Below are 24,327 nucleotides of genomic sequence, written 5' to 3' on the forward strand. Positions count from 1 at the left end.
TCTCACTTCAATTCTTCCATCAACTGGTCAATAGTCAATGAAGATTTTTCGTTGAAATCTTCTCTGTAAATCACTTCTACACGCAACGCACGCAATCCGGAAACACCTTGCAAGTCTTCCAACTCAAGCTTTTCTAGTTTGCCAAAACAGTTTTTCGATTGCATGAATTTGATGTACTTCATATACTCCAACGCGTCTTTGTCTTGCGAGTACACAATTGCAATTTTTCCAGGAACGGTCAAACGATCTGTGGTATTTTTGATGTTGACTTTATCAATACGCTTTTTAATGATTTCGTAGCGAATATTGTATGCACCGTCCACGTCAAACTGCTTTTCGTCCATGCGGAATTTAATCGCCAGCGAACTGTTATGCACTAAAATAAGCGAAGCCACACGCAAATCGTGATCCATTTCTTTGCGAGCATTGTAGGCTACTTGCTCCATTTCGTAGGTATTTTGCAATTGCCACAAACGCAAATTGTGCAAATAGAGTTTGTGGAAAGCCCTATCGCGCACTAACGATTGACCAATATACATGTTGTATTCAACACCATCGGTTTTGTAGCGCTCAAAATAATGTGGAAACATTTCCTGCGCTTCTTCTTGCTTCTTGTCAATATATTTTGCCAGTTTTACATTCAATATATTCACGCTATCTTCATACGCTTTTCGCTTATCGTACACCACTTTTAGATTTTTATCCAAACTGTTGATGTATTCTGTCACCAACAACGCCAACGCTGGATTGGTTTCTTTTAAGTGATTGAAAACAGGATAAATATCTTTCTTTAAAAACTGTAAAATTCCGAGTTCGTCACCTGCCTTTAAACCTTCTTCAGTATCGTTTAAATAGGTTTTCACTCTAAAAATAAGCTCTTCGTAAATTGGTAAATTTTCTTGATGGCTTGCTGCTTCCAAAACTTTAATTGCCAAATCTAACTGTGTGGTCAAATCTTCTTGAATAGCTTCATTTCGAGCCACCGATGAACCTTTGATATCGCTTTGTCCGTACAACGGATACACATCGTCAAACACAATATTTTCGATTTCAGGATTTTCAACTTGATCTGCAATCTGTTTTTGATAATTTTCAGCAGCATCGTAAAAACGCCACTTTACCGAAGGATGAATTGACGTATATTGTTCTTGAATCGTCGCTTCTAAGGTATTTTGGAAATCTTCAGAAGCACGTGAAACCGCTGCTTGAAACACCGGTATAATATCTTGAAGCTTTTGCTGGTTTACAGAATTGAGTTCATACGCACGCGGAGAAGCAATTTCTAATACTGCTAAATCTCTTCCGTGAGAAGACACAATAGGAATCAAAATAATGCTGTTGATACCTTGCGCTTTTAAACGTTTGTAAAAGCCGTTTTCTCCAGAATGTTCTCCGTAACGCTCCAAATCTGAAATGGCAATTTCTTCTTTTTTGTAAAAAATTTTATCAATGATTCCTCTACAGAAAAATTCATTACAAGACACTTCATCCTCATCATGAAATATTAAGCTTTCTGAGCGTTTTATATGCGTTTTACAGGTTTTCTTATCCAAACCACCAAAGACAGAAAAACCAAGTTTTAAATCTTTAATATTAAAAAATTCACTCAAGTTTTTACGCAAAGAAGCGACCATATTATCATCACTTCGCAATAAATTTTCACGAATAGATGACAAGGTTTCATCAAAAGTAACATCGAATAAATTCATGATGCCAAAACCTTTGAAAATATAACTCTCTAATGGAAATTTTTGTTTCCAAACTTCAATATTATCGTAATTATCCAATAATAAATGAACATCTTCTTGCGTGATTTTTGGTGCATCTTCGGTTGGAATGACTTGACAAAAATCGCCATTGAACGCAACACGGTAATGCTTGGTTATGCCTAAATTCTTATCTGGAATGTCAAAATAAAACGGACGTTTTAAATCAATTGTATAACCATAACACACATTCAAAATCAACACACAGGCGTGCATGTACATCTCTCTTTCTGGAAGATTTCGCGCTGTAAAGCTATAATCGTCTCCCGCGTTTTGAAGAATATTTTTAAGTCGGTTGGAATATTTGAACGACTGAAATGTAAAAGGAATGGTTGCCACTTTAATTTCATTGTCGGTTAAAATCTCAGGGAACAATCCTTCCAACACCAAATCAATTTGTTCTTTATAGGTTTCTAATTTTGAAAAATCAGAAAATCCGTCTCTCAACTCTGGATAATTATCCAAATACTCCATAATTTCCACTGCAGACTTATGATACGGATGGTTTGTGTCTTCTATATATCTATCGTAAAAAGAAATAACTTGGTCAAAACTTACGACAAGTTGTAACGGCAAATTAATTTCTTGATGTGTATTGCTCTTTTCCATGATGCTCGGTTTAATTTACAAAGATACGAAATCCTTGTGAAGCTGTGATTTTTAGACGTTTGTTTTCAGTTTTCATTACAAATCACTAAATAATTGACTATTAGTTAAGTTACGCCAATATTTTGAATTAAAAAAAACGATGCAGTAAAACATGTAAATTTTAGCAATTTCAATGTCCTATTTACAATCACTTTTTAAGTACACAGCTATCGTTTCGACTAAAAAGCTTCTTTTCCTGCAAAAATTAAAATATTTTTGATTGGAATTAGTTTAGTTGTAGATGAAGTCACTCTTTCTATTTTTTTGTATCGGATTGTTTTTCACTGTGCAAACGCAGGGACAAACAAAAAACCGTCGTACAAAAAAAGTGGCTGTCAAAGATTCTATCGTGCTCGATTCGGTGAGTATCAATCCTTTTAAATTTGAACTTACTGATAAACAGTATAAAAAAATTGACTCAACTGCCTACCGAATAGACTTCACAAAAGCAATTTTATATCTTGATGTTTCAAAAATTACTACCGATTCCATTCGCGTAAGCTATACGAAATACCCAAAGTTTCTCACCAAAAAATACAAAGGCTTTAATAAAGATTTGATTGTTGAAAACCCGATTGATATTGATAAAATTGTGTCGCTCAGCACCAATAAAGAACCGAGCAACACGCAACTTTTTGATGGCTTGAATACCTCTGGAAGCATTTCACGTGGCGTTACGATTGGAAACAATCAAAATTCGGTACTGAATTCGGAATTGGATTTGCAAATTTCAGGGAAAATTTCCCAAAATATCACACTTCGCGCTTCCATTCAAGATGCCAATATTCCGATTCAAGAAAGTGGCTATTCGCAACGTTTGGACGAATTTGATCAAGTTTTTATTGAACTGGAAAGCAAACGCTGGAAAATTCGTGCTGGTGATGTGAATTTGGCAAATACAACCACCGATTTTATGCGCTTTCAGAAAAAAGTACAAGGTGTGGGCATTACGGCAAATTTGCCTGGCGAAAACAGCGATACCACCCTATTTGCTGCTGGAGCTTTGGTACGCGGACGCTATACGCAAAGTCGTTTTCAAGGACAAGAAGGAAATCAAGGACCGTACAAATTGACAGGTCCGAATGAAGAATTGTTTATTTTAATTATTTCTGGAAGTGAAACAGTCTATGTAAACGGTTTGCCTGTGGAACGCGGGGAAAATAACGATTATGTGATAGATTATAACGCGGGAGAAATCACCTTTACCTCACGTTTTCCAATAACTTCCGAAATGCGAATTACGGTAGAATATCAATTTACAGATAATAATTACACGCGATTTGTAGCATACGGCGGCGCGCAATATGAACGTGAAAAGTTTAAAATTGCAGGCTATATCTATTCGGAAAATGATTCAAAAAATCAACCGATTCAGCAAAATTTATCCGAAGAACAAGTGCAAATTTTACGCGATGCGGGAGACAATCAACAGTTGATGAATGCGCCTTCTGCGGTGGAACAACCGTTTTCGGAAAACCGCATTTTGTATCGCAAAGAAACTATTGACGGTATGGAAGTCTTTGTCTTTTCAAACAATCCTGACGATACGTTGTTTGATGTTCGTTTTTCGCTCGTCGGAGACAATCAAGGGAATTATGTGTTGTCAAATACAGCTTCTAACGGACGTATTTACGAATATGTTTCGCCGATTGCGGGCGTTCCGCAAGGAAATTATGAACCTATAATTCAACTCGTAGCTCCTACAAAAATTCAGGTTGCTGTAGTGAATGGTGCGTATACGCCAAGTGAAAAAACGGACGTGCAATTTGAAGTCGGTTTTAGCAGTAACGATCAGAATTTATTTTCGTCTTTGGACGATGATGACAATCAAGGATTGGCGGCTAAAATTAGCGTACAACAACAATTGCTCGATAAAAAATGGAAGATTCGCAGTTTTGCTAATTTTAATCATATTGATGAGAAGTTTCAAACTATTGAGCGATTGTACTCTATTGAATTTAGTCGCGATTGGAATTTGGAAAACAATTTCAATGCGGGAAATCAGCAATTTTTGTCTACAGGATTGCATTTTTCCAACGAAAAAAACGGCACTGCACAGTATCGTTTTGAATATTTGAACTTTGACAATAATGCTACGGGAAATCGGCATGTATTGCAATCCAATTTGAAATTTGGCAAACTGCAATTGCAATCTAGCGGAAGCTTTTTAACAAACGAAACCGTGAGCACAACTTCCGACTTTTTACGCTTGTTTGCACGTGCGGCGTATAGTTTTGATAAAAGTTGGGTGGGCGCACGCGTCGATTTGGAAAGCAATGAACAACAAGAAATTACCACACAAAATTTTACGCCGTTGAGTCAACGATTTAAAGCGTATACAGGATTTATTGGCGTGGGCGATAGCTTGAAAATTCATGCCGAAGTTGGCTATACGTATCGTGTGAATGATAGTTTGCGGAACAATTTATTGCAACGTGTCAACACTTCGAATACGTACTATTTAAAGTCGCGCTTAATTCAGAATAAAAATACACAATTGTCATTGTTTGTGAATTACAGAACTTTAGACCAAGAAGATGAAACGATTGAAGACGAAACTTCGTTGAACTCGCGTTTGGTATATCAGCAGCGACTGTTTGATAATATTGTGACCTTGAATACGGTGTACGAAACCAATTCGGGAACGTTGCCGCAACAGGAATTTACGTATGTGCAAGTCGATCCTGGGCAAGGTGTGTACACATGGAACGATTATAATGACAACGGAATTCAAGAACTGAACGAATTTGAATTGGCACAGTTTCCCGATGAAGCTATTTATGTACGTGTGCTGTTGCCGAATCAGGTTTTCATCAAAACGCATCAAAACAAATTTAGTCAAGTAGTAACGCTCAATCCATCTACTTGGAATACGAGCAATACCAAAGGTGTCAAAAAGTTTTTATCGCATTTTTACAATCAAACATCATTTTTAATAGATAGAAAGATACGTCGTGAGAATGATAATTTTAGTTTTAATCCGTTTGACGATTCTGAAGATGAGAATGTTTTGGGATTGAATCAAACTTTACGAAATGCACTGTTTTTTAATCGCGGAAAGCAAAAATACACTACTTCGTACACGTATTTGAATGCCAAATCGAAAAATTTACTGTCTATCGGTTCCCAGGAAAATATCAATACCTCACATCAGCTCCAATTTACACATAAAATTGGTAAATTTTGGCTTACCGATTTGATTAGTAGTACGGGTAAAACCGAGAGTATTTCTGAGAACTTTCTTAATAAAAACTTTGAAATCAATCTATTTAAAGTAGAACCTACTTTATCATATTTATTCAGTAGAAACAGTCGTTTTAGCGTGTTTTATAAATATGAAAATAAGGAGAATCTCGCTGGCGATTTGGAACAATTGACGCAGCAAAAAGTAGGTATTTCGTTTGCGTATAACAATCAGCAAAAAATTGCCCTAAACGGCGAATTTAATTACTTTCAAAATGACTTTTCTGGAAACGCCTTTTCGCCTGTAGGTTACCAAATGTTGGAAGGTTTGCAGCCTGGCACCAATTTTACATGGAATATTTTAATTCAGAAGAAATTGACCAAGTTTTTAGATTTGAATCTTTCCTATTTTGGCAGAAAAAGTGAGGCTTCACAGACCATTCATACAGGAAATGTGCAGTTGAGAGCGTTCTTTTAAACAGTCGCTTTTTTCAAAACATTTTCATCATTACGCAACCTTTTTTTTATTTTCACATCTATCAGTGGTATAATTCTTGGTAAGACAAAACAACATATAACAACAAAACCGTTAATTATTATGAAAAACAACTTTTCTACTACACTACTCGTATTATTTCTTTTTTTAGGATTTGCAGTACATGCACAAAACACCACTGATAGCACAACTACAGATCCGTTTGGCGTAGGCAATCGTGCCAATGAAATTCGTTTAGACGTTTTTGACGCCGCTTTCTTCTCTGCACTTGATGTTAGCTACGAGCGCGTAAGCGATTCAGCTATCGGATATGGAGTTTCTATTTTTGCAAATTTGAGAGACACTGAAGATGATGTAACTTATTATGAAAAATTTGCTGTTACGCCTTTTTTTAGATTTTACTTTTTTAACAAACAAGACTTTGGAGCTAAAGGATTGTATGCAGAAGTATTTTCAAAATTTGCTTCGGGCGATAATCCAGATAACTTAAATGAAGCGTATTTTGATGCTGCTTTGGGATTGTCTATCGGACAAAAGTGGGTGAATAAAAGAGGATTTATGTTAGAAATTTCCCTTGGTGGCGGACGAAACATCGGATTGGACGACAACTCACCAGATTTGACATTTAGAGGTGGAATTTCTTTAGGATACCGTTTTTAAAAAAACAAGTACATTAACATTATACCATATAGTTAAAAAGCCTACCGTTCTTGTATTTTAATGTAACGATAGGCTTTTCGAAGGAAAAAATGATTCTTCTCAATATATTTTCTTAGTTTTTAGCTCCTATTATAATAAAGTTATACTGCTAAATAACAATTTATATCTTACACATAAAAATGCTTATTTACTACATTTATAAATACCATCATGAGATTTATAAATATGGCTAAGGATTTAACTACAGCGTATTAAAAACAAAAAGCGCAATACAAAATGTACTGCGCTTTAATCTATTTTTACTGAATGAATTTTACATATTCATCAGCCATGTACGCATGTCTACTTCTTTAGCGATGATGCCACGTACTTCTTCAATTTTTACACGTTGTTGTTCCATTGTGTCGCGGTGACGAATAGTGACCATATGATCGTCTTTAGTTTCATGATCAACCGTAATACAGAATGGCGTTCCTGCTGCATCTTGTCTACGGTAACGACGACCAATAGAATCTTTACCTTCTTCGTACACCATATTGAAATCCCATTTTAAATCGTCCATAATTTTTCTGGCGATTTCTGGCAATCCATCTTTTTCTACGAGTGGCAATACTGCTGCTTTTGTTGGTGCCAATACTGCTGGCAAACGCAATACGGTACGCGTAGTTCCATCTGTCAACTCTTCTTCTACTAATGAATTAGAGAATACCGCCAAAAACATACGATCCAAACCAATAGAAGTTTCCACCACGTATGGTATATAACTTTCTTTGGTTTCGTTATCATAATATCTTAGCTTCTTTCCAGAGTACTCTTCATGCTGACTTAAATCGAAATCTGTACGCGAATGGATTCCTTCCAATTCTTTGAAACCGAATGGAAAATTGAATTCAATATCTGCCGCAGCGTCTGCATAATGCGCTAGTTTATCATGATCGTGAAAACGATAGTTTTCTGCGCCCATTCCTAATGATAAGTGCCACTTTAAACGCGTTTCTTTCCATTGCTCATACCATTCTTTTTGCGTTCCTGGTTTTACAAAGAATTGCATTTCCATTTGTTCAAATTCGCGTTGTCTAAAGATGAATTGACGCGCTACAATTTCGTTACGAAACGCTTTTCCTGTTTGCGCAATTCCGAATGGAATTTTCATACGTCCCGTTTTTTGCACATTTAAAAAGTTGACAAAAATACCTTGTGCCGTTTCTGGTCGTAAATATACTTTGGTTGAACTTTCTGCGGAAGCACCCAATTGCGTACCAAACATCAAGTTGAACTGCTTTACTTCCGTCCAGTTTTTGGTTCCCGATACAGGATCGACAATGCCCAAATCGATAATTAACTGTCTGAAGCCTTCCAAATCATTTTCTTCCTGTACGCGTGCCAATTCTGCACTGATTTCGTCAATTTGCTTTTGACGACGCAATACATTCGGATTGGTAGCACGGAATTCTTCTTCATTAAAAGCATCGCCAAAACGTTTTTTGGCTTTTTCAATGTCTTTATCGATTTTTTGTACAATTTTTTCTCGGTAATCTTCCACCAAAACATCCGCACGATAGCGTTTTTTAGAATCTTTGTTGTCAATCAACGGATCGTTGAACGCATCAACGTGCCCAGAAGCTTTCCAAGTTGTCGGATGCATGAGAATTGCAGCATCGATTCCCACAATATTTTCATGCATTTGCACCATGGCTTTCCACCAATAGTCGCGTATATTTTTCTTTAATTCTGCTCCATTTTGAGCATAATCGTACACCGCACTCAATCCGTCATAAATTTCACTTGATTGAAAGATATAACCGTATTCTTTTGCGTGCGATATTACTTTTTTAAATTGATCGTCTTGTTTTGCCATGCCGCAAATATAAAACGTTTGTATATCAGCTACAAGCTATTTTTTTGCGATGTACACAAAAGCTGGTGGAATGTTGAATGCTTCGAAAGATAACTTCACCTTATCTTTAAAAACTTCTTTGAGTTTTTTGTAGTAGGAAAGACTGTATTGGTATTGCACAAATACGCTGTTATCGCGCATTGCTTCGTAGGTATTGTCTAAAATTCTATCGCTTATTTCAGCAGGAATATTAGTAAACGGTAAACTCGAAACGACACAATCAACTTTGTCAAAACCGTGTTTTTGCAAAATAGGCGTAATTTCTTCCGCAGATACTTTTTCAATAATGAGTTGCGAGTGTTTTATTTTTTCGAGCGATTCAAAAAAGCGATTATTAATTTCGAACGCAATTAATTTGGTGCCAGGTCGTATTCTTTTTAGAATTTCTTTTGTGATGATTCCATTTCCAGGACCAAATTCGACAATGACTTTTACGGTGTCAAAATCGATATGTTTTACCATTCGTTTGGTTAAAAAACGGGAACTTGGCACAATCGTTCCAGAAGTTTTGATATCGCGTATGGCTTCTCTGAAAAATTTTAGTCGATCCAATCGAGGAAATTTTAATACTTAGTGTTGGTTTTTTCGAAATTATCGCGAAGTAAAGAAAATATTCAGAAAGTAAGGTGATTTTTGTGTGAATCTTTTTCTTTTTTAATGAAATGATGTTGCGTAATTTTTTATTTAAAGCTTGTATTTATAGAGCCTGAAGACATGCTACTGTGCAATTTTCGTTGGATTTGAAGATTGCTTTTGCGGAGTTCAATCATTTTTTTTCGGTAATCTGTCAGCGATTCGTAATCTAACGTAGTATGTGCTATATTATCGAGTAGTACTTCGGCTTTTTTCTTTTCGAGTAACAGTTCCGTAGAGTTAGTTACGTGTTCTTTTGTTAAATGGTCGTAATTCTTGATAATTTCTCTGAGTTCTTCTTCTACCAACGATTTTTCATTTTTCAAATATTTACTTTTTTCTTTGTTTTCTCTATCAGATAAAAAAGAAATGCAAACAATTGACACCGCCATCGCAGAAAGTGCCACAAGTAATATTTTTTGAATTGTATTTTTGGTAGTTCCACTCATAAAAAAGTAGTACTTTTAAAACGAATTGTGTTAAATTTTTATCGTTCGTACGTGACAAATATATTAAATAATATTCTTTCTTCCTTTTTTCCAGCAACTTGTCTGTCGTGTACGGACACATTGAAGCATCAAGAACAGCATATTTGTACGAAATGTTTGCACAATCTACCATTTACAGAGTTTCATAAACACGCAGAAAATCCTGTAAAACATACATTTTATGGTCGCGTACATATTGAAAACGCCACCGCATTGTTACACTACAAAAAGAATAGCATAGTACAACAACTCATACATCAATTAAAATACAAAAACAGACAAGAAATTGGCACATTACTAGGAAATATGCTAGGTGAGCGATTAAAAAAGGAAGTAGCTTACCATTCAATTGACTACATCATTCCTGTACCATTACACAAAAAACGATTACAAAAACGCGGATACAACCAAGTAGCAACGTTTGGAAAACAGCTCGCCACACATTTAGAAGCTGCGTATGATGACACCATTCTTGTAAAGACTCAAAACATCAAAACACAAGCATTTAAAAAACGAGCGGCACGTTGGATGACTGCACAACATTCATTTGAGATTACAGATACCGAAATATTGGCAGGAAAACATATTTTATTAGTGGATGATATTATTACGACAGGTGCTACTTTAGAAGCCTGTGCTATCGCGCTTCAAAAAATTCCAAATATTACAATAAGTGTTGCCACAATGTCAATAGCGAGTTAAAAATCATCTTTATCTTCAAATAAAATTCGTATTTGTTTCAATAGCATGTATGAAAAAGTAGAAAAATTAAATTTCTTATTTTCTTTTCTTTGCTCGCCCAAAGAAAATGAAACAAAAGAAATGGCGCTTTTCCAGAGGTGTTTTTAATTTTTTTTGAAAAATTAAAACCGTAATAATTTTTCGAGTTTTTAATTCCCTTTGCTCTATTTTCAATTGCAAAGATTATGTAATTAATCCCTTCTAAATCTTTAGAAAAATTTTACGAAAAATCATTACTACACTGCGGAAAAGATTGTATCAATTTGTATTTCATTGAAAATAGCTTATAATAGTTATAATGTTTAATCCGAGTTAAAACCTTCGCCAGTACCAAAAATAATTAGTTTATTTGTAGCGTATTATTTTACATGAGTTCATGAAACAGCGTTTTATATATTTTTCTTTAGTCGTTTGTATCCTTTTGTGTTTGGTGAATTGCGCGAAGCGCGGATATCCTACTGGTGGCGAACCCGACAAAACACCTCCAAAAATGGTGAAAGCACAACCGAAGGAATTCAGCACTAATTTTGATGAAAAGCGAATTCGCATCTATTTTGATGAATATATTAAAATCAAAGATGTACAGAAACAATTGATTATTTCGCCACCAATAAAAGAAGGTGGCTATATTATTTACCCACAAGGAAACGCGAGTAAGTATATTGATATTCAAATTTTAGATACGCTTCAACCCAATACGACATATTCATTCAATTTTGGACAAAGTATTGTGGATAATAACGAAGACAATCCATACGATTATTTTAAATATGTGTTTTCTACAGGTTCGTATATTGACTCGCTAGAAGTTTCTGGAACGATTAAAGATGCGCTGAATCGCACACCAGAAAAGTTTGTTTCTGTGATGTTATATGAAATTGATTCTACGTATACTGATTCTATCATCTATAAAAAAACACCGACGTATATTACCAATACATTGGATAGTTTGACAGAGTTTAAACTGTCTAATTTACGCGCAGGAACGTATAAAATGATTGCACTAAAAGATGCTTCTAACAATTATTTGTTCAATCCGAATTCAGATAAAATTGGCTATGTTGAGCAGGAAGTTACCGTGCCAACGGATTCTTTCTACACGATAACGCTGTTTAAAGAAATTCCTGAATTTAAAGCCACACGTCCTGCACAGATTTCCAAAAACATGATTGCTTTTGGGTATGAAGGAAACGTAGACAGCATGAACATTACGATAAATTCAGAAGTTGCGGACAATTTTCGTTTTCAAACCACACGCCATCCTGAAAAAGATACCTTGCGCTATTGGTTTGAGAATTTAAAACCAGAAACAGATTCGCTTTTATTTACGGTTTCTAAAGGAAATTATAGCAAGGATTTTACTGTGAAATTAAAAGATATCAAGAAAGACTCCTTGACCTTGTCTGTGAATTATCGCGGTGTGATTCCGCCAAACGGCGATTTTAAAATAGCGTCCAACACACCAATTACAGCTATTGATGAACGTATGATTTCTATTCAAAATAAAGATTCCATTCCAGTCAAATTCACGACTGAGCTTAATACGAAAAACAATAGTTTGGATCTGTTTTTTGAGAAGAAAGAAAACCAGCGCTATAACATTCAAATGTTGCCAAAAACCATTACCGATTTTTATGGTGAAGTGAACGACACATTGAATTATGCGTTGACAACGAAGGAAAATAAAGAGTATGGAAATATTCAACTTTCCTATCCTGGAACAGAATTTCCTGTGATTATCCAGATTGTAAATGAAAAGCTAGAAGTGGTTGCAGAGCAATATGTGACAGAAGCACAACCTTCGTATAATTTTCCATACATCAATCCGCAATTTGTGTATTTCCGCGTGATTTATGACACGAATAAAAATGGCAAATGGGATACGGGAAATTATTTAAAAAACATTCAGCCCGAAGTGGTGAAATATTTTCCTAAAAAAGTGGAAGTCCGCGCCAATTGGGATGTTATTGAAGTGCTTACGAATTTAAAGTAAACGCGTCCTTATCGTCTAAGAATTTCAATTTGTTTCTGTAAGTTGCAATGTGTGCTTTTGTCAAAGTCACAATTTCCGTTGCTTCTTGATTGGACGGAATGTTGGTCAATTTTTCGCCCAATACATCATACGCTGCTGAATGTCCACTGTATTCGTTGGAATTGGCATCGAGTCCTACTCTATTCACGCCAATGCAATAACTCATATTTTCTATAGCACGCGCTTTTAATAAGGCATCCCAAGCATTGACACGTGGTTTTGGCCAATTGGCAACGTATAGCAATACATCGTAATTTTCCACATTGCGCGCCCATACAGGAAAACGCAAATCATAACAAATCAAAGAACAAATTTTCCAGCCTTTATAATCAATAATTGTTTTGGAAGTTCCTGCTGTGTAGACTTTATGTTCACCTGCCAACGTGAATGTGTGCTTTTTATCATAGGTTTTCACTTCGCCAGAAGGCAACACAAACACAGAACGATTGTAATAGTTATTGTTTTCAGTAATCACCAAACTTCCTGTAATGGCAACATTTTTTGTTTTTGCTGTATTTTTTAGCCAACGTATCGTTTCACCGCCCATTGTTTCGGCAACGGCTTTCGGATTCATGGTAAAACCAGAAGTAAACATTTCGGGCAATACAATGATATCAACCGTTTCTGTAATGGCATCTATTTTTTTTGCTAATTGCTGACGATTTTCCGCAGGATGTTCCCAAACAAGATTGGTTTGAACAAGCGCTACTTTGAGTTGTTCGCTTTCCATGAGTAATTTTTGATTTTTGGTGCAATCATAGACACAATCTCTACGATAACGTAAAGTTAGTACTATTTTCCTTGAATGTCTAGCATTTCAAACAAATGTGTTTTGTAGGTTCTGCCAATTGGAATACGTTTGTCGTGAATGTAAACTTCATTTCCCGCAATTTTATCAATGTGATTTTTGTTAATGACAAACGATTTGTGAATTTGTATGAATTGGGTTTCAGGCAGTTTTTCTTTCCAAGTTCGCAAGGTTCCGATAAAGGATAATTTTTGGTGTTTGCTAACTAATGTAAGATAGTTTCGTTCGGATTCGACATAAAAAATATCGTCAAATTGAATTTTATGAAAGGCTTTGTCTACATTTAAAAACAACGTGTCAGACGACTTTTTTTCAACGTTCGTTTCAACCAGTATCGGCTGCAAGCGTTGTACTTTTTGAATCGCTTTTAGGAAACGTTCTAGTGAAAACGGCTTTACCAAATAATCTACAATAGTTTCAAATTCAAAACTTTCTACTGCATAATCTGGATACGCTGTGGTCATGATAATTGTTGGCGGATTTTTAAGCGTTCGCAGAAAACTCAATCCGGAAATATCAGGCAAATTGATGTCAAGAAAAATCAAATCAATTGCTTCTGAGTGCAAGCTATCATAAGCTTTCAACGCTGCATTGAATGTTCCTAGCAATTCCAACGAAGCTATTTGTGCAATATAACTTTGTAGAATCCGTTGTGCTGGAATTTCGTCTTCTATGATAATGCAGTTTAGTGGTTTCATGTCAATCTTTTTTGCATACTACAATTACGTAACTTTTTGTCAAATGAGAATTCAAGTATCCTATAAAATAGCTCTTATTCAAATAACAATATACCTTCCTATTTTCATGTCAATTCTAGTTTCAATAATACACGATATGCGTTTTTGGTTTCAATGATGAATTCGTGTTTTTCTTTATAAAGTAACAACAAGCGTTTTTGTAAATTTTGCAATCCAATTTGATGATTCGTATTGCTTTTTGCTGCGTCAAATGTATTTTCACATACACACTGTAATGTACCATTTTTCACCTCAATATGAATGGTAATTCGCGTGTTCATAATACTGTGTTTAAACGCATTTTCAATAATGGTAATCAACAACAACGGCGCAATCGTATAATTCAGATGATCGAACTGTTTTGTATAGGAAATTGTTTTGATGCCTTCCGTTCTAATTTCTTGAAACTTGATGTAATTATCAATGAAATTCAGTTCTTTTTCTAGCGCAACAAAAGTCGCATTGCTTTCATACAACACGTGTTGTAAGTTGTTGGACAACATTAAAATCAACTCAGGAACTTGCGCAGGTTTTTCTAGAGAATAGGAATAAATTGTATTCAAATTATTAAACAACACATGCGGGTTGATTTGCGATTTTAGAAATTTCAACTCCATTTCGGTGTGTTTTTGCTGAATGGCCTCTACTTCGTCTTTCTTTTCCAAATAGCGAAATAACATCCAAATAAAGGAGAAAAAAACAATCGGCACTATGGTTTGCCACACATAATCCGACAAGCATTTGGACACCGTACAACCACATTCTGCAAAGACATAACAATACAATTGCGTTGCCAAAAAACTGATCATGGTAATGATAAGTATGTAAATGGCATACCATTTTTTTCGCTCAAAAAACGGCAACAGTACAAAATCATTCACATAAACAATAATTACTAAAATAGACAAGTATTGCAAAAACGGATTTGCCGCCCAATAATAATCTGAAAAGTAAAATAAGGAAACAAAAACAAACAACGCCCAAAACAACGTATGGATAAGTATTTTGGAAATGGTGTAATTGAAAAATTTCATGGCGTTGTATTTTCAAACGCTCAAAATACTAAGAAACCAAAGATTCGTCAAATATACACGGACAAAATTCAAATTCGACTGTACAAACTTCCGAATACGCTGAAAAATATGCTAATTTTCAAAAATTCCCGTTCGTAGAGTTGTTTGTGTCGTAGGTACATTTTTTTGGTTTTCTGTTTGGATTTGAATGACTTTTGAAACTAGTTAAATCAATCAAATTATGAACAGAATTTTTTTATGCGTAATGATACTTTTTATGTGTCAATTTTCGCTTTCGCAGGAAATTAATGCGTTGTCAAAAGATGCGCGTGGACGCGAAATGCTATTGGGAGAAATCACCAAAGAAGGATTCACGTCGAATTCCTTCAACACTTGGTTTTCTAAAAATTATGAAGCCTACCAACCTGATGAAGCAATTGTGCAAAAGTTACAACGAAAATTGAAGAAGTATTCCATTACCGTTTTTATGGGTACTTGGTGTGGCGACAGCAAACGCGAAGTTCCCAGACTCTACAAAGTGCTAGAAACTGCTAATTTTCCAAAAGAAAAACTACGCATTATCGGCGTCAACAACGCGCGTTCAAGCTACAAACAAGGACCAAACAACGAAGAAAAAGGCATGAATATTCATCGCGTTCCCACGATTATTGTGTATAATAAAAAAGGAAAGGAAGTCGGTCGTATCGTAGAACATCCAGTAGAAAGTTTGGAAGCTGATTTGCTTCTCATTTGCAAGAAAAAGTCATATCAGCATCACTATCAAATTGTGACGCAATTGCACAAACTGTTTAAGAAAAAAGGAACAGATTACATCAAAGAAAACTCAGAGAAAATTACACGTAACTTACAATCCTACTCCAACAGTTTTAAAGAATTGAATACCTATGGTTATGTGTTGTTGTATGCAAAAGAATTTGAAAAAGCGATTGCAACATTTACCATTAACACTCAATTATTTCCCAATACTAAAAACAGCTTTGACAGTCTGGCAGAAGCTTATTTCACTATCAAAGATTACAAAAACGCTACAAAATATTACACCAAAGTACTTTCGATAGATGCCAATGATGAAAACGCAAAAAACATGCTCGCAAAAATGCAATGATACTTGAATTCATAAAAGGTTATTTTAAAAAAGCAACACATCTCAATAGCAAAGATGTGTTGTTTTTATTTTAGGGAAAATCGTCATAAAAAAAGAACTAAACTTCTCTTCTTGCCCAAATAATTAGTAATTTTAACATTGAAAGTGTTATTAATTTGTAAAATGTAACTGAAAATTACCTGCCATCGTTTTCAGACACTTTTAGTATCGTAGTACAATCCCGAACGTTCGCCTATTTATGAAATTTTTGTTTTCTAGATTTTTAGCATGCATCTTATTTTTATGCTGTTTTTCAACCCTACATGCGCAGGAACTTCCTAAAGATGCTTCTTTGGATGAGATGTATGATTTTATTGTTCAGCACAAATATTCCAATCCGGAGTTAGCAAAAAAATATGCTAAAATATTAGCTTATAAAAGCAAAAAAGCACAAGACAATTATGGACTGTATCGAGCATATATACAATTTAGCAAAATTGCCAATATAGAAGGGAATTATAAATTGGCAATTCAATACTGTGATTCTGTTATTCCAGTGACTGAAGCTTTAAAGAATAAGCGTTATTTAGTAAATGTGTATCTCACCAAAGGAAATGCTATTGTATATTCTGGCAATAACAAGGAAGCTTTGGTAAACTACCTTCATGCGCTTGATATAACCAAAGAATTAGGTATTCTTGAACTTGAAGCTGTTGTCAGAGCTAATATTGCGAAGATTAAAAGACGTATGGGCTTTCATGAAGAAGCGCTTTCCATTTATAAAAACAACATGCTTTTAGCCAAACAGCATGATTTTAGCAATAAAATGATTCTCATTAATGCGTATATGGGCGTTGGCGGGACATTTTTACGCTTGCATCAACCTGATTCTACGCTGGTATATTCTGAAATAGGACTGCAAAAAAGCCTAGCCATCAATGATATGGAAGGTGTGAGTTATTTTTATATCGATATTGGCATTGCGCATTTTATCAAAGGAAATTTTGAAACTGCTATCGACTATCTTAGCAAAGCAGAAAAGATTACCAAAAGATTGAACAATCAAAATCGATTGACGGAAATCTACTATTATATTGGAAAATCGTATTTTGAACTAAAAGCCTACGATAAAGCGATTTCGTTTTTGCGATTGGTAGAAACCATCGTAAATGAAAAGAATCAACAAAAAAACGTCACTTTCAATCCGCCAGAATTGTTGGGTACGTATTTGACACTTTCCAATGCGTACGAACAAACCAACCAACAGAAATTACAGCTTGAATACACTACCAAATATTTAAAATTGAAAGATGCCAATGAAGACGATGATATTGAAGTGTTGAAAGAATTGTATGAAACTGCTCGAGAAGAAAACAACTCGTTGACTTCCCTCACATCAGAATTGAAAAATAGCCTTATTTACGTTATTTTATTTAGTGTTTTTGCGGTTGGATTGTGTGCCTTTCTATTGTATAAATTTTTGAAGGCGAAAAAGCAAAACAAAATTATTTTTGAGAAATTGGTTGCCGAAATCGAGACTAAAAAAATTACGAAATCAACACCTGAATTCAATATTGAAGATGACAAAGTAGAAGCTATTTTACAACGTTTGGATAAATTAGAAGACACGCTATTTTTCTTAAACAGCAATTGCACCTTACAAAGTGTGGCGAAAAAATTAAAAACCAACACCAACTATTTATCAAAAATCGTCAACAAGTATAAACAGCAAAAATTTAATGAGTATTTAAACGAACTTCGAATTCAATATGTATTGAAACGATTGAAAGAAGATCCGAAATTCAGGAACTATTCCATAAAGCATATTGCAGAAGAAATTGGCTATAAAAGCACCAATTCGTTCACAAAGTATTTTAAAGCTTCTACAAAACTATATCCATCGTACTACATTAAAAATCTTGAAAATACCAAAGAAAATAATACCTCAAATTCAAAAATTTGAGGTTCGTGAGATAGCATTTTTTGCATACTCGCAAATAAATGATTTATCTTTCAAATAATAATAAACTAAAAAACTAATTATGAAAGTAAAGCGTTTAGAAAAAATGCAACTGAAAAAAGAAACTATTTCCTTAATCAACCAAAGAATTACCGCACACCTCAAAGGAGGAACACGAAATGGCAGTGATACAGATTTTGGAAATACAGGTCAAGCTACTCATTGTGCAGATGTAATTTGTTATTAAAAAAAACAGAAAACTTAGTAGTAAAATCGGGAGTCAATACTCCCGATTTTTTTATGCTTTTTTGTTTAACCTCGTTTTTAAAAAAATCTTCCCTCAAATCCTCTAAAATTTAAAGCTATTGCGGTATCGTTCTTTGTTTTCATTCGTTACGAATCATACATTGTAACCGATAAATTATTAACAACCATAATATTTAAAGTATGAAAACTCAAAAAAGAAAATCATTAAAGTTTGTAAAAGCGTCTATCGCTAGTTTGGAAACAAAAACATCACAAGAAATTGTAGGTGGAGTTACAGGAATTGGAGATTGTAACAGCAGACGTTCTTTATGTATTACTTCATGCCATGCGCACTAAACCAAAATTACAAACCCAAAAATTTTAAACCATGAAAACTCAAAAAAGAAAATCATTAAAGTTTGTAAAAGCGTCTATCGCTAGTTTAGAAACAAAAGCAGTAAGAGAGGTACAAGGAGGAAGAAACAATTCTTTACCTCGAACTTTATGTATCACCTCTTGTGTGGCACACTAGTAGATAGTTTATTAGATTATGTTAAAGGCTCTTGCAATTTGTAAGAGCCTTTTTTTATCTACTTGTTTGGGTTGTATATCTTAGGATTCAATCCAGAAAGAGTTGATAAAACAAGTATCAATAGCATCAAAAATATAAATCCAGTGTAATAGGCTTTATAGTAATATTTTTTGAATCCACTTTCTGGATTCACCTCATTCATAATCTGATGATAGGTTATTTTTTGTCCTTTAATTTTATAGTAAATCCACAAAAGTGTTGCACCAACATATCCCGTGATGATTTGTCTCACGATGATTCTTTTTAATTGTTCCATAGGTTAGTAAACGAAAGATATCATATTGTATTCAAAATATCGGCAGCTTTCGCCAAGGTTTCTTCTGTTTTGGCAAAGCAGAAACGAAGTAGTTTATGATCTTCGTTGTTGGTATTGAAAACCGATAACGGAATGGACGCAATTTTATGTTCTTTGGTCAAACGCTTTGCAAATTCCACATCGGGCTCATCGGTGATATTTTCATAAGAAAGCACTTGAAAATACGTTCCTTGTGATGGTGTAAAGGTAAATCGTGATGCTTTGATAGCTTCTAAAAAGAAATCGCGCTTCTCTTGAAAAAATGCAGGCAATTGCAGATAATTTTCAGGATTTTTCAAATATGTTCCAACCCCAATTTGCATCGGATGATTTACCGAAAATACATTAAACTGATGCACTTTTTTAAATTCATCCATCAAAGGTTTTGGCGCTACACAATAGCCCATTTTCCAGCCTGTATTGTGAAATGTTTTTCCAAAAGAAGCCGTGATAAAAGCGCGTTCAGCCAATTTCGGAAACAAGGCAGCACTTTGGTGTTGCGCACCGTCAAAAATGATGTGTTCGTACACTTCATCGCTTAATAAAATGATGTTGGTATTTTCTAAAATTTTGGACAATTGTAGCATATCGTCTGCTGACAACACTGTTCCGCTCGGATTGTGCGGCGTGTTGATAATCATCATTTTGGTTTTGGATGTGATGCTATTTCGCACTTCATCCCAATCTACCGTAAACTCTTTTCCTTGTAATTGAATCGGCACCACTTTTCCGCCATGTGTTTCTACGGCTGGCGCGTAACAATCGTAGGCAGGCGTAAAAATAATTACTTCATCATTTGGACGTACAAAAGCACTGATAATGGTAAAAATAGCTTGTGTAGCGCCTGCTGTTACGACTATTTCTGTATCTGGATGATAGCTTCGCTGGTACAAATACTCCATTTTTTCAGCAATAGCTTCCCGCAAAATCATCGCGCCGGGCATTGGTGCGTATTGATTGTAGTTTTCGCGCAACGCTTGCTGTACCATTTCAATCAATACCGGATCGGAAGGAAAATTTGGAAATCCTTGTGATAAGTTAATCGCATTTTCTTTCGCTGCCAATTGACTCATCACGGTAAAAATAGTAGTTCCTACGTTGGGAAGTTTGGACGTATGTTGGAGCATTTTTTGAGTTTTTGGTGTTAGGTGTTGGTTTTTGATTTTCTAAAATTCGTGATTTTGTATGGCTTTGTGAAATGAAACACTAAAAAATATAAGAATACGGCAAACCCGTACTTTATTTTGAAAAATTGTATGTAGTATTACACTGAAAACCAAAAACTTATACCTCATGAAAAAAAGAAAAATTACCGCATTGACTTTACACAAAAAATCAATTTCCAACTTAACAAACCATGCAATTCGTGGAGGAGACGACAGTTCAACGTGTTTTACAGAATTGGACGCTTGCAATACCAAAGACGTTATTCGATGTCAAACAGGAGACGCTTGCCCAACGGTGTATGGTTGTCCTTCGTTTATACGATGTTAGAAAGTAAGCGAACTTCGGTTCGCTTTCCTTTTGTGTAGTGTATTGATTAATTCAAATGCTTTTTTTCTAGCATTTCAATGAGCAAGGTTTTCAGCACATCATTTTCTACGTTGTGAATATACACGGTTTGAAAATTGTCTCGGAAGTTTTGAATTTTGCGTAAATCGAGTCCTTTGTAGCGCATGTTATTACTCACTTCGTTCCAAATTTCTAGCAATCTTCCAATCAACTTTCGATTGGTTTCAAACTGCGCGTTGAGTTGTGCGAGTAAGCTTTTTGTATAACTTGAAAACAACGGCATTTTAGCTAATTTTTGCATGGAAACGTTCATAAAGTGTTGAATTTCCACTTCACTTTGAAACGAGAAAAAACGATATTTATCTTCCGCTTTACACTTCTTACAAGCAACAATTGCAAAGGTATCTTTAATGATTTTAGTACAATCGTAATTCGATTCGTAGTAAATTTCCAAACCTAAATTGGTATTCATCACCAATACTTCGCTTTTGATTAATTCTGTTAAAAAGTTCTTCAAAATAATCACTTGCTGATGCGAGATAATCAGTTGTTTTTTGTGATGTTTTTCGTTGATATGAAGATATTTTAAAGTCATTCATAAAATATTAACCTTTACAAGTTAACGCATTACAACTCAAAAAAATGTTAAAAAGAATTATTTGATATGATTTTAGTATTGGAAAAATCTATATTGAGAATGATTTTAATGTGAGTTTGATAGTCTTTTTTGCTTTGTAATTTTACATCAAACTCACATCAATTACAATCAATTCGCGTATTTTACATCTACAGCGCCCACTACGAGTTCTTTTAATACTTTGTCTTCAATCATGTTGATATACACATCTTGAAAATCGATTTGTAAAGCATGTATTTCTTGAAGATTTACATTTTTTACACTTAAGTTTTTCGTTGCTTCATTCCATAAATCTGACAATTTTCCAATGATTCTTTTGCTAGATTCATACTGTGGTTTTAGCTGACGCATCATATCTTTTAAATACCCTAAAAAGAATGAATCATTCTCAATATGTTTTATAGAATCATGAATAGAGTATTGTATTTCTTTTTCATTTTTTAAGTAAAGAAAATCAAAACTGGCGTTCATATCACGTTTCTCACTTACTATTAAGGCTAGTATATTTTTTATAATGCCTGTATAATCATTGGGAGATTCGTAATAAATTTCTAAACCTAAGGTCGTGTTGATAATTAAGACTTCGTTTTGCAGTAAGTCTTTCAATAATTTTTTCAGAATATAGACTTGTTTTTCTGAAATTAACAATGCTTCTGAGTACTGCTTTTCGTTAACATGGAGATACTTTAAATCCATCGTACGTAGTATTTTATGCAATTAGATAATAGGGGAACTTTTATTGGGGATAAAAGTAATAACGTCGACATAGACGCTACTTAACACTAAGTTAACATTTAAAGTGCTGAAAACCATGTTAAATTAGATTAGCGGGTAGAATTATACGTTAAAAACAACATTTCCTAACGACATAGTAAGCGTATTACAAATACTATGCATGGCAAAACGCTGATGAAAAACAAAAAAATCCTAAATCCTGACTCTTGAATCTTGATTTAAAAAAACTACTCCACAATCTCCATTTTTTTGAGTAGAAACGAAGCGTTCATGTTGGTACAGATTCCTTTTTTGAGTAAATAGCCAAAGAACAGTTCGTCGTTGATGATTTCTGCGTCAAAGAAGTAGTTTTTTACTTGATCAATTTCTTGTTCCAATTCGCATAGACTTAAATCGTGCGTAGCAATAATTCCTGCAGCGTTTTGAGAAGCTAATTTTTGAACGATTTTCTTAGAACCCAAAGCTTTGTCGTGACTATTCGTTCCTTTTAAAATTTCGTCCAAAATGATAAAATACGTATCGTTTTTAATGTTGTCGACAATCATTTTTAAGCGTTGCAATTCTGAAAAGAAATACGAAGCGCCTTCCGCTAGCGAATCGGTAGTACGCATGCTTGTAATGAGTTTTATAGGCGAATAAATTGCTTCTTTCGCACATATTGGCAATCCGACATTCGACATTACAATACAAAGCGAAACTGTTCTGAGAAACGTACTTTTTCCCGCCATATTGGCGCCTGTTACAATGAAAAATTCGGAATTTCCAATGGTGAAATCATTGTCGACACGATTGTTCGTTCGTAATAATGGATGTCCCAATTGTGTTGCTGTTATGACGTTTTTTGCAGCAGTATCAATCGTAGGATAGTGAAATTGCGGATGATTGAACGCAAAGTTTCCTAAGCTGTTGTAGGCATCAAAAAAAGTAACCACTTCAAACCATTGTGCGACTTTTTGACTGTGCTTGTCAATCCAAATTTCTATTTGATACGACTTTGCAATATCCCACAGTAAAAAACCATTTAAAAAGATACCGACCAGGATATTGTTTCGGTTATCGAGCGCATCAATTCGTTTGGAAAAACCGTTGACCAACGTAGATGCTTTTTGCACCTCGCTGTGAATGTTTTGCTGCTTTTCTTTGAGAAGTGTGGACGAAAAAGTTTCTCCTTCAATACGTTGCAACAGTTGTCCGTATTGCTGAAAGGTGTCTTTTGCTTTATTGGTATTGATAGATAATAGATTGATGCTTTTTAGAAATCTTCCTGTAATTCCCAATCCCACAAAAAGCCAAAGCAGTGCTGCTAAAAACGGCAAAATTTGCAAGGAAACTAAGGTGATGATTGCTATTGATATTGCCGAAAAAATCATTGGCACATAGCGAATTGCTTTTGGGACAAAACTTTTATAATCGCGCAGCCAATTGGTGATTTCTTTGGAAGTGGTTTCTACTTTTATCAGCAAAGCAATTGCGGAAAAATGTTGTCGCCATGTCGCTTTTTGTGCCAATTCTTGTATTGCTTCTTGTCGTTCTGTAATGTTAGCAATATCGTTACTCGCTAACAATTGTGCTAATTTGTTTTTTCCTTCCTTTGTTGTGGAACGATTCAAATATTGAAAAAAAGAAGCATTCCCAAACAAATCGATATCATAGCTAAATTCGTGAGCCGCATCTAAAAATTCTTCACCAGTAGGCAATTTGGACAAATCGCCATTGAGTACATCTATTTCTAACTGATTACATAGAATAAGCGCTTTGAGTTTGTTGCTTTTATAGACCAAATCGGAGTGACGAAACACCAAAGCTAAAAAAATTGCCATTCCGACAGCGGCGGAAATAGTGACATACGTCCATTGTCCGAAGAAGAAATAAATTAAAAAAACGGTGCCTAAAAAAACGAGCAAACGAAGAAAGCTTGACTGGTTCAATTTGCGGCGTTGCGCTTTTAATTCGGTTTCAAAGGTGGCTTTTTGGGTTGTGTAAAAGGTTCTAGGGTCTTGCATCATCAATCGCTTAAAAAATCGCTTCAATAAACGAAAAAAATCACAAATCCAATAACATTTTAAAGGCTTCGTGACGTTTCTGGTGAAAGTTTAACAGTTCTATTTTTTTAGCTTTTTTTCTTCACTCAAATCTTTAGCAA

At 34.8% G+C, this 24,327-nt stretch carries 21 protein-coding genes; 9 read left to right on the top strand and 12 right to left on the bottom strand.

The annotated features are described in order from the left end of the window. Nucleotides 1-2: 2 nt before the first annotated feature. A complete protein-coding gene (locus tag C8N46_RS02790; protein ID WP_108113319.1) occupies nt 3-2,375 on the bottom strand; it encodes a GAF domain-containing protein in 2,373 nt (790 codons plus the stop codon). A gap of 280 nt (nt 2,376-2,655) precedes the next feature. Here C8N46_RS02790 and C8N46_RS02795 point away from each other — a divergent pair, with 280 nt between their 5' ends. Together C8N46_RS02795 and C8N46_RS02800 are read left to right on the top strand one after the other, a co-directional pair. Beyond that, a complete protein-coding gene (locus tag C8N46_RS02795; protein WP_394340234.1) occupies nt 2,656-6,075 on the top strand; it encodes a hypothetical protein in 3,420 nt (1,139 codons plus the stop codon). A 120-nt stretch (nt 6,076-6,195) separates the two neighbouring features. Beyond that, on the top strand, nt 6,196-6,753 hold the full coding sequence (locus C8N46_RS02800; protein ID WP_108113320.1) for a hypothetical protein: 558 nt from the start codon (nt 6,196-6,198) through the stop codon (nt 6,751-6,753). A 313-nt stretch (nt 6,754-7,066) separates the two neighbouring features. Here C8N46_RS02800 and C8N46_RS02805 read toward each other — a convergent pair whose 3' ends face one another. From C8N46_RS02805 to C8N46_RS02815, 3 genes are all read right to left on the bottom strand, one after another. Next, the gene (locus tag C8N46_RS02805) at nt 7,067-8,611 is read right to left on the bottom strand and encodes a glycine--tRNA ligase (protein WP_108113321.1); all 1,545 of its coding nucleotides are present in this window, start codon (nt 8,609-8,611) and stop codon (nt 7,067-7,069) included. 36 nt (nt 8,612-8,647) lie between these two features. Beyond that, nucleotides 8,648-9,202 (bottom strand): class I SAM-dependent methyltransferase, encoded by a 555-nt coding sequence (locus C8N46_RS02810; RefSeq protein ID WP_108113322.1) that lies wholly within the window; start codon nt 9,200-9,202, stop codon nt 8,648-8,650. Between the two features lie 128 nt (nt 9,203-9,330). Next, entirely contained in the window at nt 9,331-9,732 is a 402-nt protein-coding gene (locus C8N46_RS02815) for a hypothetical protein (RefSeq protein ID WP_108113323.1), read from the bottom strand. Nucleotides 9,733-9,783: 51 nt separating this feature from the next. Here C8N46_RS02815 and C8N46_RS02820 point away from each other — a divergent pair, with 51 nt between their 5' ends. Then, nucleotides 9,784-10,473: a ComF family protein gene (locus C8N46_RS02820; protein ID WP_317046660.1), complete on the top strand. Its 690-nt coding sequence runs from the start codon at nt 9,784-9,786 to the stop codon at nt 10,471-10,473. A 415-nt stretch (nt 10,474-10,888) separates the two neighbouring features. Next, nucleotides 10,889-12,505 (top strand): Ig-like domain-containing protein, encoded by a 1,617-nt coding sequence (locus C8N46_RS02825; RefSeq protein ID WP_108113324.1) that lies wholly within the window; start codon nt 10,889-10,891, stop codon nt 12,503-12,505. Here the strand turns inward: C8N46_RS02825 and C8N46_RS02830 are convergent. From C8N46_RS02830 to C8N46_RS02840, 3 genes are all read right to left on the bottom strand, one after another. After that, nucleotides 12,489-13,274: an amidohydrolase gene (locus tag C8N46_RS02830; protein ID WP_108113325.1), complete on the bottom strand. Its 786-nt coding sequence runs from the start codon at nt 13,272-13,274 to the stop codon at nt 12,489-12,491. The two genes, C8N46_RS02825 and C8N46_RS02830, sit on opposite strands and share 17 nt — an antisense overlap. Nucleotides 13,275-13,336: 62 nt before the next feature. Then, nucleotides 13,337-14,050: a LytR/AlgR family response regulator transcription factor gene (locus C8N46_RS02835; protein ID WP_108113326.1), complete on the bottom strand. Its 714-nt coding sequence runs from the start codon at nt 14,048-14,050 to the stop codon at nt 13,337-13,339. A 104-nt stretch (nt 14,051-14,154) separates the two neighbouring features. Next, complete coding sequence (locus tag C8N46_RS02840; protein WP_108113327.1) at nt 14,155-15,123, bottom strand: sensor histidine kinase; 969 nt, start codon at nt 15,121-15,123, stop codon at nt 14,155-14,157. A gap of 220 nt (nt 15,124-15,343) precedes the next feature. On the opposite strand from C8N46_RS02840, the gene C8N46_RS02845 reads away from it, so the two are divergent. From C8N46_RS02845 to C8N46_RS20750, 4 genes are all read left to right on the top strand, one after another. Then, entirely contained in the window at nt 15,344-16,228 is an 885-nt protein-coding gene (locus C8N46_RS02845) for a thioredoxin family protein (protein ID WP_108113328.1), read from the top strand. A 238-nt stretch (nt 16,229-16,466) separates the two neighbouring features. Beyond that, entirely contained in the window at nt 16,467-18,170 is a 1,704-nt protein-coding gene (locus C8N46_RS02850) for a helix-turn-helix domain-containing protein (protein WP_108113329.1), read from the top strand. A gap of 79 nt (nt 18,171-18,249) precedes the next feature. Beyond that, nucleotides 18,250-18,414, top strand: coding sequence for a hypothetical protein (locus C8N46_RS20305; RefSeq protein ID WP_158269064.1), 165 nt, complete (start codon nt 18,250-18,252; stop codon nt 18,412-18,414). A gap of 200 nt (nt 18,415-18,614) precedes the next feature. Then, nucleotides 18,615-18,770 carry a hypothetical protein gene (locus C8N46_RS20750; protein ID WP_170110054.1) on the top strand — a complete coding sequence of 52 codons (156 nt, stop codon included), beginning with the start codon at nt 18,615-18,617 and terminating at the stop codon, nt 18,768-18,770. A 233-nt stretch (nt 18,771-19,003) separates the two neighbouring features. Here the strand turns inward: C8N46_RS20750 and C8N46_RS02855 are convergent, their stop codons facing one another. Together C8N46_RS02855 and C8N46_RS02860 are read right to left on the bottom strand one after the other, a co-directional pair. Further along, on the bottom strand, nt 19,004-19,237 hold the full coding sequence (locus C8N46_RS02855) for a hypothetical protein (protein WP_146169706.1): 234 nt from the start codon (nt 19,235-19,237) through the stop codon (nt 19,004-19,006). Between the two features lie 44 nt (nt 19,238-19,281). After that, nucleotides 19,282-20,427, bottom strand: coding sequence for a methionine aminotransferase (locus tag C8N46_RS02860; RefSeq protein WP_108113331.1), 1,146 nt, complete (start codon nt 20,425-20,427; stop codon nt 19,282-19,284). Between the two features lie 166 nt (nt 20,428-20,593). Between C8N46_RS02860 and C8N46_RS02865 the strand changes: the two genes are divergently transcribed. Continuing rightward, nucleotides 20,594-20,794: a hypothetical protein gene (locus tag C8N46_RS02865; protein WP_108113332.1), complete on the top strand. Its 201-nt coding sequence runs from the start codon at nt 20,594-20,596 to the stop codon at nt 20,792-20,794. A gap of 46 nt (nt 20,795-20,840) precedes the next feature. On the opposite strand, the gene C8N46_RS02870 is transcribed toward C8N46_RS02865, so the two are convergent. The 3 genes from C8N46_RS02870 to C8N46_RS02880 form a co-directional block, all read right to left on the bottom strand. Further along, a complete protein-coding gene (locus C8N46_RS02870) occupies nt 20,841-21,407 on the bottom strand; it encodes a hypothetical protein (RefSeq protein ID WP_108113333.1) in 567 nt (188 codons plus the stop codon). A gap of 171 nt (nt 21,408-21,578) precedes the next feature. After that, on the bottom strand, nt 21,579-22,145 hold the full coding sequence (locus C8N46_RS02875; protein ID WP_108113334.1) for a hypothetical protein: 567 nt from the start codon (nt 22,143-22,145) through the stop codon (nt 21,579-21,581). Between the two features lie 266 nt (nt 22,146-22,411). Next, complete coding sequence (locus C8N46_RS02880) at nt 22,412-24,187, bottom strand: MutS-related protein (protein ID WP_108113595.1); 1,776 nt, start codon at nt 24,185-24,187, stop codon at nt 22,412-22,414. Nucleotides 24,188-24,327 lie beyond the last annotated feature (140 nt).

Source organism: Kordia periserrulae (assembly GCF_003054265.1).
Taxonomy (GTDB): Bacteria; Bacteroidota; Bacteroidia; order Flavobacteriales; family Flavobacteriaceae; genus Kordia; species Kordia periserrulae.